This is a genomic window from uncultured Candidatus Kuenenia sp. (assembly GCF_900696675.1).
GTDB classification, from domain to species: domain Bacteria; phylum Planctomycetota; class Brocadiia; order Brocadiales; family Brocadiaceae; genus Kuenenia; species Kuenenia stuttgartiensis_A.
In genome coordinates, this window is the sequence record NZ_CAADGZ010000013.1 from 1 (window position 1) to 13,270 (window position 13,270).

Annotated in this window: 7 protein-coding genes; 1 reads left to right on the forward strand and 6 read right to left on the reverse strand. The window is 40.4% G+C overall.

Annotated elements, in window-relative coordinates:
* Nucleotides 1-437 precede the first annotated feature (437 nt).
* The 5 genes from moaA to QZT26_RS03780 form a co-directional block, all read right to left on the reverse strand.
* Nucleotides 438-1,409, reverse strand: coding sequence for a GTP 3',8-cyclase MoaA (gene moaA, locus QZT26_RS03760; RefSeq protein WP_295100754.1), 972 nt, complete (start codon nt 1,407-1,409; stop codon nt 438-440).
* An 11-nt stretch (nt 1,410-1,420) separates the two neighbouring features.
* Nucleotides 1,421-2,803: a sigma-54 dependent transcriptional regulator gene (locus QZT26_RS03765; RefSeq protein WP_099325671.1), complete on the reverse strand. Its 1,383-nt coding sequence runs from the start codon at nt 2,801-2,803 to the stop codon at nt 1,421-1,423.
* 14 nt (nt 2,804-2,817) lie between these two features.
* Nucleotides 2,818-6,399 (reverse strand): PAS domain S-box protein, encoded by a 3,582-nt coding sequence (locus QZT26_RS03770; RefSeq protein WP_157820580.1) that lies wholly within the window; start codon nt 6,397-6,399, stop codon nt 2,818-2,820.
* Nucleotides 6,400-6,688: 289 nt separating this feature from the next.
* Complete coding sequence (locus QZT26_RS03775; RefSeq protein ID WP_230405702.1) at nt 6,689-7,645, reverse strand: Mrp/NBP35 family ATP-binding protein; 957 nt, start codon at nt 7,643-7,645, stop codon at nt 6,689-6,691.
* Nucleotides 7,646-7,810: 165 nt separating this feature from the next.
* On the reverse strand, nt 7,811-8,398 hold the full coding sequence (locus QZT26_RS03780) for a 4Fe-4S dicluster domain-containing protein (RefSeq protein WP_099325668.1): 588 nt from the start codon (nt 8,396-8,398) through the stop codon (nt 7,811-7,813).
* A 379-nt stretch (nt 8,399-8,777) separates the two neighbouring features.
* Here QZT26_RS03780 and clpX point away from each other — a divergent pair, with 379 nt between their 5' ends.
* Complete coding sequence (gene clpX / locus QZT26_RS03785) at nt 8,778-10,040, forward strand: ATP-dependent Clp protease ATP-binding subunit ClpX (protein WP_230405703.1); 1,263 nt, start codon at nt 8,778-8,780, stop codon at nt 10,038-10,040.
* Nucleotides 10,041-10,147: 107 nt separating this feature from the next.
* Here the strand turns inward: clpX and QZT26_RS03790 are convergent, their stop codons facing one another.
* On the reverse strand, nt 10,148-12,967 hold the full coding sequence (locus tag QZT26_RS03790; protein WP_295100764.1) for a radical SAM protein: 2,820 nt from the start codon (nt 12,965-12,967) through the stop codon (nt 10,148-10,150).
* Between the last annotated feature and the right edge of the window lie 303 nt (nt 12,968-13,270).

Below are 13,270 nucleotides of genomic sequence, written 5' to 3' on the forward strand. Positions count from 1 at the left end.
TGAGCCACCCTTAATTTGCTTCTTTCTCCCGCGATATGGGGCCTCTTATGTCACAAAATATCTCGTAGTATATTGATTGCTTCGGAAAAGACCCTCGCAATGACAAGCTGAGCCCCCCCCTACAATGACAAGCAGAGACCTTTTGGATGGCCCTATACATTTGAACCGGTACAGAAACAGAAATGCCAGATGTTTCCGACTCGAAAGTAAGACTACAAAAAATAGCTCAAGCACAGATACCGCAATATGATATGGCTATAAAACCATTTTCATCGTTTCTGGGTGTTGCAAATGCAACATGATGACTGCTTGTGGTATTTTACCCTCAAGCTGGAAGCTTGAGTTACTATTCTTCCCCTCCCCCCTGCTAATGGCATTTTTACAAAAAATCGGGAATGCTCCCGTTGAGTTGAGTTGGGGGGGATACTACTCTACTCTTAACCGCCTACCTTGTGCATAACCACATGCCCTCTGCCGGAATGTTTGCGGGGTTTTAAATGTGCGGCACGGATAAAGGCGTCCTGAAGCAATTCTTCGCTGAAATTGTTCCGCAGTATAGACTTCAAATCAACCTCTCCTCCCGATAAAAGACAAGAGCGAAGTTTTCCTTCTGAAGTTAACCGAAGCCGGTTGCACGAATCGCAAAAAGGCTGGCTTACAGCGGAAACAAATCCTATCGTGCCGAGAGCCCCTTTTATTTTATATACTCGTGCGGCGCCGCTGCCAAGCACTGGTTTAGGTAGAGGAATCAGTTCATTATCTTTTTCGATAGTACTTATTATTTCAGAGGAGGAAATGAATTTATTTTCTGAAGTCAGGCTGCTTTTATTCATCGCCATATATTCAATGAAACGCACCTCGATATCACGTTCCAGTGTAAGTCTTGCAAAATCTTCAAATTCATCATCATTAATGCCCTTCATTGCAACTACATTGATTTTTGTATTTTTAAATCGTAATTGAAGGACTTCTTCTATGCCGTCCAATACATCACTTAAATTCCCTCCGCGCGTGATTTGTTTGTATTTTGTTTCCTGAATGCTGTCAAGGCTGATGTTTAGCCTAAACACCTCAATTTTCCGGAGTATTTTTGCATAGTCTTTCAGGTAAATGCCGTTTGTTGTCATTGCAAGGTCTTCTATGCCCTCTACCTTTGCCAGCATTCTGATAAATGAATCAATACCCCTTCGGACAAGCGGCTCTCCGCCGGTTAATCGAAAACTTGTTATGCCGAATTTTAAGGCAGATTGTATGATAGCTATTATTTCTTCATAAGTAAGGATATCCTTATGTTCCATAAGCGCAATGCCGGCTTCCGGCCTGCAATAAGTGCACCTGAGATTACAAAGCTCTGTTACCGAGATTCGCAGCCGGTTTATCTGCCTGGAATATGAGTCCGTAATAGCCATTAAGTTATTCCTCAACCATTTTCAACATTATAATTTATTTTTGGTATGATGTGGTATTCCTTCATTTTCCTCCACAAAGTGGTGGTGGAAATTCCTAAATTATTTGCCGCTTGCTTGCGGTTTCCTGCAAATTTCTTTAAGGATTCTACAATTGTTTTTCTTTCCTGTTGGGCTAATGCGGCTCTGATTCCTCCGGAATCGTGAAGTATGTCGATAGAATCATGAAAAAGGGATTCCTGTATTGCAAGGTCTGCCGGCATGATGCGGCCATTTTTTGATAATGTAATTGCCCGTTCAATCACATTTTCCAATTCCCTGATATTCCCGTACCATGAGTAGTTTAAAAGTGTACTCATCGCAGTTTCGGAAATTTCAGGTATTTTCTTGTTGAGTTTGTGTGAACACGCATTTACAAAATAATTCACCAGGGCGGGGATATCCTCTTTTCTTTCCCTAAGGGGCGGTACATGAATTCTTATGACGTTTAACCGGTAGAATAAATCTTTTCGAAAGCCGCCGTTTTTAGTAGATTCTTCAAGATCCTTATTCGTTGCGACAATAACGCGTACATCAAGGAATACAGGTTTATTATCACCAACCTTGCGGATTTCTCCGTTCTGCAGAAACCTTAGTAGTTTAACCTGGGTGGAAAGCGACGCCTCGCCAATTTCGTCTAAAAATAAAGTCCCCCCCTGCGCCTCAAAAAACAGCCCCTTTTTATCCTTTACCGCACCGGTAAAGGAACCCATAACATGCCCGAAAAATTCGCTTTCCTGCAAATATTCAGGCAGTGCTCCACAGTTCACTACCACAAATGGTTTGTTGCTTCTTGGACTGTTGTTATGTATGGAACGTGCAACCAGTTCTTTCCCCGTCCCGCTTTCTCCGGTTATTAATACCGTACTTTCACTGTTCGTCAGTTCTGCCAGTATATTCAGTATTCGCATCATTACCGGAGAATTGCCAATAATACCTTCAAATTTGTAATGTTCTTTTGTGCCTTTTTGTAAATTATTAACCTTTTCAGACAAACGTTTCTTTTCCAGTGCACGCTCAATGACGGAAAGCATATCGGGCAGATGAAAGGGTTTTGTGATGTAATCGTATGCCCCGTCTCTTATCGCCTGGATAGCACTGTTAATAGTGCCAAATGCAGTCATGACAATAACCTCCGTTGAGGGGTTGATTTCTTTTACGTTTGACAGCACTTCAAGTCCGTCCATAATTCCCATTTTCAGGTCCACAATAATTAAATCATAGCCAATTTCTTTTTGCTGTTGTATGGCCATTTCGCCATTATCAACCCCTGTAACCTTGTAACCAGCCCTTTTCAGAGCAATTACAAGAGATTCTCTCATATTTTTTTGATCTTCAACGACAAGAATAGTATACATAATTTTTAAAAACCTCAAACGGAAACGGTGCGGGATTTCTTATTGTTTAACGGTAGCCTGATTGTAAATATTGTACCCCTGTTTTGTATGCTTTTTACATCGATCGTACCGTCATGATTGTCTAAAATGCGGTGTACGATGGAGAGCCCTAATCCGGTGCCTCTTGATTTTTTTGTGGTAAAAAAAGGCTCAAAGATCTTTTTAATTCTTTCCGGCGGTATGCCGATACCTGAATCGGAAATGATAATTTCTATTTTATCATCATTCGGGACTCCGGTTTTTTTCAGGCTAATGGAGATTTCACCTCCATTTGGCATGGCGTCTATAGAGTTTATCAATAAATTCCAGAATACCTTTTTTATCCAGATTCTATCCAGAAATATCTTTGGAAGGGCTTTGCTATAGTTCTTTTTAATCCTGATATTCCCGTTGAACCTGGCGTCTTTTTTCAAAAGAATTAATGTCTCCTCAACCATTTTTGCAATGTCACTTTTGGTAAAATGGTATTCGGCGGGATGCGCAAAGGTAAGGAAATTGGAAATTATATTATTCAGCCACTCGGTCTCTTCAACAACCATATTGAACAGGTTTTTATCATCGTCGCTAAGAACCAAATCTCTCTTCAGCATGCAGACGGAATTTGATATTGCTCCGAGCGGATTCCTTATTTCATGGGCAATGGAAGCCGCCAATTCGCCAATGGACGCCAGCCGCTCTGAACGGCGTATTTGCTCTTCTATTTTCTTTTTTTCAGTAATGTCTTGTATAATGCCTTCAACACCGATCACACATCCGTTCTTATTTTTTATAGGATATGTGTTTTGAGAAAACCAGAGTTCTTTGCCGTTTTTGCAATAAACCCTGTATTCCAGACCCTTAAATACCTTTGTTCTGCCGCCAATGATTTCTTTTGTTATATGCTTAACCAATGCAACATCATCCTTGTGGATTATTTTAAATGCTAAAGAAGGTGCATCATAAAACTCCTGGGGGAGGTATCCCGTTACATTTTTTAATGCATTGTTGAGGAACATAAACCTTCCGTTTTTATCAAGACGGAAGATGATGTCTTCTATATCTTCTACCAGATTTCTGTATTTTTCCTCAGAGTATTTGATTCTATCAAATAGGCGTGTATTGTCAATTGCAATAGCTAGCTGCGGAACAATCTTATTAATAACATCCACGTGTGCTTCTGTAAAATTGTTTACCTTTTTGCTTCCGAAATTAAGGCTTCCTATGATTTCTCCCTTGCAAATTAAAGGGACCGACAGGCGGGATTTAATACCTTCCTTTGATAAAATAGGGTCTGTTGAAAACGGGCCTCTGGAAGTATCGTGAACGACAAAAAACTCACCGTCTTCCACCACCTTTCCCGCCAGTGTACCCTGTTTAGAATACTGCACCCCCTCTTCCAATTCAGAAAAACGATAATCTTTCGAAACGGCGAAAGTCAAAAATTCAACCCTCTTTTCATCAAGCAATGCAATGCTTAAGCGGTCAAAAGCAATTACTTTGTGAAATTCTTCGCTGAGGGACTTATAAACCTCTCTGATATCCAGTCTTGAGGCTAATATTTTATTTATATTATTCAGGATATCTTTTTCCTGCTCAATCTTCTTCCACTCAGTCAGGTCTATAATAATACCTTCGTAGCCAATGATGTTGTTCCGCATATCCCTTCTCAGGCTGCCGGTCATCATACAGGGAATTTTGCTGCCGTCCTTTCTTTTTAACGCTATTTCGAAATCCTTTACATAACCGTTTTTGTTTATGGTTTCTTTTATTATTTTACCTTCTGACGCTTTGTAAAATAAATGATGAATCAGGTTGAGTTGTAAAATATCATTCTTTGTGTCATAACCAAACAATTCAATGCCGGCCTGATTAATATCGACAAACTGACAATTTATATCACAGAAAAAAACGACGTCTTTGCTTGATTCGAACAAACGTTTATATTTTTCTTCAGAGATGATTAATTTATGTGTTCTTTCTTCGATAATTCTTTCAAGGTGAACCGTATAATTATTGACCTCTTCTTCCAGTAACTTTTGTTCGGTAATATCCCTTATGATTATTACGTAACCTGTTGGTGAGCCGCTGAAAGAATTCCTCCTGGTGATGGTTGTATATCCGGTAAATGTTTTTCCATCTTTACGCACCAGTTTCATTTCATCTTTGTAGCTGCCGGTAAATAATGCAGATTTAAGTATTTTTTGAAATTTTCCGGACAGTATTTCTTCTCTGGTGTATAACATTTTTATATTTGATTTGTTTATCATTTGTTCCGGCGCATATTGAAACATTCTTGTTGCGCCTTCGTTAAATTCCAGAATATTTCCACAAAGATCACTTGCAATGATTGAATGTTCCGTAGAACTGACCAGAATGCTTTTTAAGAAATTTGTCGCCTCTTCCAGTGCTGTTGTTTTTCCCTGAACGGATGCTGACATGACATTAAACGCATCTCCCAGTTCCTGTATTTCATCCCGTGTGTTTATTTCCACGCGTTGCGAAAAATCTCCGGCAGACATTTTACGAGTTGCTTTTGTTAAGGTAAGAATGGGGGTGCCTATTTTTTGGCCGGTTATAAAAGCAAATGCGATCCCCGATATCGCCATAATAATGCCTGCAACGGTCAAATAAGAAAGTATTTTTGATATAGAATTCTTAAGTTCATTCATAACGAGAGATATTTTATCTGCATCAACTTCGACAATAATACCCCACTGCAGTTCGGGAACCCAATGCCATGCCCCCAGTACGGTTTTTCCGGCGTTATTAACATAACCAATCATGTCATATCCATTAGCGCCGGCTAAACATGCTTTTACACTCCTGGTAAATTGGTTTGTTCCCGGTTCTGTCAGGAGGGTTTTTAGTGGCATTTCTTTGGCAAAATTTCCTGTAGTGTGGAGGAGTTTTCCAGGAGCCAATCCGGCAATAAATTGCCCTTCCCTATTGATAATGTGTACTGCGTAATTATCTCCATGTGGTATTTCTAATATCTCTTTACTGAGGAAAGAGAGGTCTGATTTTAATACTACTATACCCACTATATGCCCATTTTCTTTTATTGGTATGTAGGCATATAATGTGTTAAAAATTGCCTGCCAGTTTTGTGCTTCAAGTGTATCAAATGTAGTTATAGGAGGTGTTTCTGAAAAACATATTTCACCACCCCCTGCCTGGAGAAAACCCTTACTGCCGGCAATGTTTAACCCTATAATGCTACCGTCAGTTGACACACAAATATTACCGTCAATGTCACTGATAATAAATTCATGTAAATTGTTTTCCGTGGATAGGAGAGAAACGAATCGTGTGGTGGTAGTGTTATCTGCTTTTGCTAAACAAACAGCAGCAGCCATAAAAGGGTTTTTTGCGAGATGTTCCGCATCTCGCCGTATTTTTTTTAACCGGTCATTCAACAGAAAAGCTTTTTTAGAGGTAATCAGTTGTAAATTATTAATGGTCGTTTCATGGATAGCTTTTCGTGCAGTGGGATAAGCGATAAGACGCATCACCAACAATGGAGTAAGGACAGCCAGCAGGAAGAAAAATATTAATTTTATTCTGATAGAACGAAACATAAGAGGTCTCTTTTTTGTTTTAAAATATCCGTTATCTCTCTCTCTTTTTATGATCGTGACGCTCAGATGGATCGGGAGAAAAATATGAAAAAACACCTGTTTTTTGCAACACGTTAATCCTGAAAGTCGGGCAAGAAACCCCTCCTACGTTATCCTGGTTAAAATCAGCGGGAGGGTAACATTATTTTGCGGCGGGCAGTTATTAGCGGAGTATGTTTTGTGAGGAATACGCTTATTATTTGAATAGTATGGGCGGAGTCATTATAAACAACTACTCAGACAGCATTCCTTATTCAACAAAGTTAGGGTCTACAGGTACTTTACCCAAAAAAGGGACTTCCCTGTATTCTCTTATTTCCGTGTTTTCTTCTGTTTGTTTTCTGACAAATACTTCACACTTTTTGCTTATCTCGCTAAAGGCCTTTGCTCCTTCCGAATCAGGAAAAGCAGTTACAAATGCCTCGCCATCATCACATTTCTTTGTGACTTCAGGATCCAACGGTATCTTGCCAAGAAATGTCAATCCTAATTCTTTGCAAATCTTTTCGCCGCCTCCCGTTTTAAACACTTCTATGTGCCCTTTGCAGTGGGGACATACTAAATCACTCATGTTCTCTACCACGCCAATGACCGGCACATTGCTGTCTCTCGAGAAATAAACCGATTTCTTTACATCAAGCAAAACTACATCCTGGGGCGTCGTGACAATAACAGAACCATCCACTTTGCCAATAAGTTCAATGATTGAAATGGCCTCGTTGCCTGTGCCCGGCGGTAAATCAACCAGCAGATAATCCAGTTTTCCCCAACAGATACTTCCCATTAATTCACATAAAAAATCCCACTTTGCGGCATCTCTCCATATTGTGGGAAGCGCGGGATCTTCGATGAGAAAGGAAAGAGAGGCAATCTTTAAATTTGGGAGCACTTCTAACGGTAGTATGCCTTCTTCTGTCCCCTTAAGTCTTTGTCCCTCTACTCCCAGCATCATGGGTATATTTGGCCCGTGTATATCCGCGTCGGCAACGCCTACCTTGTATCCCTTCAAAGCCAATGTCACGCCAAGATTTGTAGTGACGGTGCTTTTTCCCACACCGCCCTTATTACTCATTACAACGATTTTGTAGGTAATCTCCTTCATGCGTTGGGCGATTGCCCATTTATTGTGTTCTATATGGTCTAATTGGCAGGAAGACTGTTTATCACAAAGTTCACAAGTAAACGGTATCTTACAGTCAGACATCATTACCCCTTTCATAAGTTTGTTCTAATCGCTGACGCCAAAAATGGCACAACGTATTTGTTGGTGTGAGATGAAAAAATTACCTGTTCCAATAAAGAAAAATACCGCATCTTTCTCCGCATTTTTCTAACATAGTGTGTGTTAATGGTATGATATTTTTTACGGACGTTAACCCTGCGGAAGCGTCTTGATTGCACACGTACTGTTTATCGTACTGCATACGTATTCGCAAATACCACAACCGACACATTTTTCTTCGTTAATTACCGGTTTGCCGTCTTCCTGATACAAGGCTTCATCCTGTAAAGGACACTTAATATAACACAGGTGACAATCCTGGTCGTCCCATGCAAAGCATTGTGACTTATTGATACGTGCAATCCCCATTTTTACCTGAGTAACAGTATCGACGGGCTTTAATGCGCCGTCTTTGCACGCCTCAATACACAATAACCCGTTACATAATACACACGGACTTTCCTTTGGTTTTATAACGGGAGTGCCAATCGCCACATCCATAAACCCTTCGTATCGCTTAATGGCCTTTGCGGGACAAACCATTATGCACTCATCACAACGGGTGCATAATGAGAGAAATTCCGTTTCTTCTATTGCTCCTGGAGGACGCAAATAATCCCCTTTTGGCATTATCCGGTCGATTTTTTTGCTTGTATAATCTGCGGCTTTGTTGCCAACATAATAAAATAAGTCTTTAAAGAACTGTCGCCTGTCAACAATTTTATCAGAGTCGCCCATTTCAAATCCCGCAACAATCAAAAATAATGAGAAGTTTTAGTTAATGATAAATCCTAAAATGAATCTACTTCAATTAAAATATCTTGTCAAGGTCAAATCCTTATCATAATCTAATGCCAAAAAAAGTGGGGGAATAAGAATTCTTTAACCATAAACACCTTCTGTTACGATATCTCTCCCACTAACCCATTAAAATAAATTTGCATCTTTTTTGATTGTTTGTTACATTCACCATTCATAGTATTACCCGACAAAACTACTTTTTTTATAAGTTTTTCTTCGCGCCATTCGTACTCTTCGTGGTAAAACTCCTTCTGATTGCAGCTTAGTTGCGTTATGTATCATATATACCTTTTTCGTTTTATGGAGAAGCTTTAAAGTGGCAAAAAAGACCGCTGATAATAAAATGACCTGTTCCTTTTGTGGTAGAAATCGTGAAGCCATAGGGCGATTGATACAGGGGAATGCGAACAGTTTTATTTGTAATGAATGTGTTGACACATGCTACATGTTGTTTAAGAAAGAGCATGCCTCCGTCGCCGATGTTAGGCCGGCGGGCAAAATTCTTACTCCGATGGAAATAAATGATAAATTAAACGAATACATCATAGGACAAGAAAAGGCAAAAAGAACACTTGCCGTTGCTGTATATAATCATTATAAACGATTGCTAACAAGCAACAGAGGCAAGGATGATGAGGTTGAAATAGAAAAAAGCAATATCCTGTTAATTGGCCCTACAGGTTCCGGCAAGACGCTTTTAGCCCGCACACTCGCGAAACTGCTCAATGTTCCTTTTGCTATTGCAGATGCAACAACTCTGACAGAAGCAGGATACGTTGGAGAAGACGTAGAAAATATTTTGCTGGGTTTGTTAAGAAATGCGGATTTTGATGTAAAGCGCGCACAGCAGGGAATTATTTACATAGACGAAATAGATAAAATCGCAAGAAAGAATGCAAGCAGTTCCATTACCCGGGATGTTTCAGGTGAAGGGGTACAGCAGGCATTATTAAAGATTTTGGAAGGTGTGGTATCGAATGTCCCTCCCCAGGGGGGAAGAAAACATCCGGAGCAAAAATATATACAGATAGACACAAAAAACATCCTCTTTATTTGCGGCGGAACTTTTAGCGGCGTTAATGAGATTATTAAGAGGAGGATTGGCAAGGCGAGTATTGGATTTGATACAAAAAAAAGTACTCACGAAACCTCCGATAATGATACATCCCTGGGCGCTCTTCTGAATAAGGTTGAAGTTGAAGACCTTATTGAATACGGCATGATTGTGGAGTTTATGGGGAGATTGCCGGTAATTGTATCATTATTGCCGCTTACGGAACAGGATATGATCAAGGTAATGACTGAGCCGAAGAATGCATTGGTAAAGCAATACCAAAAATTCTTTGAAATGGAAAATGCTAAACTGGAATTTACCGATGAGGCACTGATGGCAATTAGTAAAATAGCGCTGAAAAAAGAAACTGGCGCAAGGGCATTACGTTCTGTATTTGAAAGTTTTATGTTAGATCCTATGTATCACTTGCCTGACTGTAAAAATGGTTCAACCTTTTTAGTTACCCCTGACGTTGTGAATGGCAAGATACCTTTGATTGCCCAGGAATTAAAGAAAACGGCGTGACAATTTTCCCGCCCCGATATATATAAGAACAACTGAACGTCCCCCTCTGTGTAGTTACAAACATAGTACCTTAAAACCCAAGGTAATTATTTTTCATTAGGCGGCATTTAATCCGCATCTATACTGCAAACAAGACACTGATTTTCTTTCGCTGATTTACCTGCAAAGGTGTCTTCATGTATAAAACTGTTGCATACCACGCATTTCTTGTTTTCTATTAGATCAATTTTTCTACGGTAATATCCTAACGCTTCAATCTTTGTACGAATGATTTCCCTCCTTCTTTCAAACCCATAGCATGCCGCAAGAAACGATCTGAAATCAAAGCGTTGTGTTACGAGCATGATGAGTTGGAATCCGTTTTCATGCCCCGCTGTGGATGCATCAATTCTGGCATAAATAACAGACGCCTTTTTTTTACTCTTTTCATTTACTTTAAATATAATGCCGCCGCCTCTTTTCAATAAGGTATGTTTTACATAGGTGTCATGAAGGTATTTCCCCAATGTTTGTTCAATAAGGGATTCCGAAATATCCGGTGGAAATTGCATTTTGTAAAGTATGAATTTTACGTCTGATTTGTCTGTTGGTTCAGGTATGAGTTCATGTATGCTGAAGCCGGAACAATATTTTTGTATACCGGCAATTTTCCCGGCGAGCGTTTCCCGTTGTAATGCTTCTTCTGTGATGGCATTTGAAAGGAAAGAAAGGTGATAGATATTTATGCCATAAGCAAAATCTACCGCCGGTTTTCCATCTATAAATTCTCCTATATACCCTGATAAGGCGTAATAATAAGGGGTAATGTGGGGCAGCGCCATCATAAGAGAACGCGCAATAGCTACCCCTATAAAACGTTTCGGGATTAAACGCAGGACAGGGTCGATTTCGGCAATAACCCGCAGTGTAATCTGATTTTTTTTGCCGTCGGCAACATGTTTAATATCTTCCCGCAAAAAGGGAGGAAAAGTGGTGTGTTGGGTCAGGCTTTTTTTATGAGTTGCCGTTGGGCATGCGCCGCAGCCAGTACAATTTACTTCAATACCCTCCCTGCCTAAACAGTAATCCTGTTCGGTAAAATTTATGGAACGTTCGTATTCTTTCCATAAAAAATGTTTAGTAATGCCTGTATCAATTTCATCCCAGGGGAGTATCCGCTCTTCGCTCTTTTTTTGAAAAAAGTCATTTTCTGAAAGACCTGACTCCTCTAAATATATTTTCCAGTTCTTTTTCACTTGTTTGGGAACCGTATTGTAATAAATAAAATCATCGGCAATCGATGAACGTATAAGGGCGGGGGTTAATCTGCGATCACCCATTGCCAGGAGCTGCATCAGCCAGGTATCTTCATGGGAGGCGCTTTCACGAAATTCCATAGCGTTGACTTTGCATGTATTTTCTATTGCAATAAATATCTTTTTATTTTCCTCAAGCGCTGTCTTGCAAATATCGAATTGGAGTGGAGTGTGTGGCGGATAGTACAAACGCGTCAGGCTGAAAATAACCCTTGTTTTGCAATGAGAGAGGTTTTTTAAATCGGCGAGGCTTTCCACAAATCTGCTGAATTCCTCAAGATCTTCTTTGTTTTCAAGTCCTGTGTAAATCAAAAAAATCTTGAGTTCCCGCATACCATTTTCGAATAAATATTCACAGGCAGTATATATTTGGTCTTCGGTAAGATTCTTATGCAGGTAACGGCGCAATCGTTCACTGATGCCTTCCATACCACAGCTTACCGTAGTCTTGCCAATGATTCTTTGCACCTCTGCGAGGAATTTATCTGTAGAGAGGAGGTCGAAGCGCTGGCTTTTCAGATTTACATTGGTGATTTCCCGGTAAAACGACAGGATCATGGGATAGAGTTCCGTGTGGGTATTAAAGTTAAAACTCATGAGGTTTATGGTATCCAGCCCCTGAAGCGCCTTTGCCTTTTTCATACTTTCTGACAATTTTGCCAGCGATCTTTCCCTGTACGGTTTCCGCTCCCAGCTTTCCGCACAGAACGAGCAAAAACATGGGCATCCATTGCTGATTTGTATACTACCGCTGCCCAAATCTTCAGGGTCATACCATATCGGGCCTGATTCCAGCGTCCGTGTTTGATCAAGGTCATATACTATGGCGCTCTTTACCGGACAGGATACGTAAGGCGCCTTCGGGGCAATTTCCGATAATTCCTGTGCCGATAGATTGTTTTGTACAATTGTTTTATAGCGGTGTTCATATTTATCGGGTTCATAAAACCCGTCTACTTTGCCGTGGCATCCCTTTAATATCCTTGCCTTTGTCCAGCCAAGTGCCTTTCCTTGTTTTACTATTTCAAGGAATTGTTTTACGGCGTACTCTCCTTCGCCAATAAACACAGCATCCACAAGTCCGTAATGATTTTTACCGCCCTGTTCATTCACCGTTCCGTGTAGTGTTTGGGTAACAGCAGCATTAGCGCCTCCCAGCACAATCAGAGGAATAGTATTTTGATCAATGCGCTCGCTTTTATAAAGGGGTATGCCTGAAAAGAGCAATAATTTGGGCAAATTAAGCATTTCCAGCACAAAGGAGTTGCTTATACCAATGACGTCAAAAGCACAAGGCGGCTCCTTTGTGGTGGTTCCCACCCAAAGTGGAATTTTTGCATCGATCATTATTTTCAGGTCTTTGGGAGGCGGAAGAAAGGCAAAGTCGGTAAAGACCCCTTCGGTTTCCTGTGCTATTTGCGCTATCAATGCGTGGGAGATAGAAGCAGACACATCGCGGTATGTTGACAGGCGGCATATAAGAAATCGCACTTCAGATTCAGAAAACAGGGCTGGGGACATAGTATTAGGCTCCCCGCCTTTTAACCAAAGACCTGCAATAGAAAGAGAGTAATACTTCTCTTCATACCACTGACGGATTTCAGAAGAAGATTTTAGACAATCTGCTGGCATTGTACAAAACATAGTGGGCAGTGAAAGAAATTAAAAAATTATGTGATTGTTTACACAACAGTGTATAAAAGGTATGATATGGCATTGTATCTGATAGGCAGTGATTTTACAATGATTTGAATTGTAACGTGAATAATCCATGATTCAGCCCCCCTTTTTAGTACCTTAGCAGTAATTTCTTTGCATTTTTTGGCAAAATATTTAATGGTGAAATACGAAATGCTAAATACGAATCCACCCCCTGCACCCCCGCCAGCGGGGGACATTCTCCCCCTTTGGAGCTGGCAAGGGGGAGGATTTGGG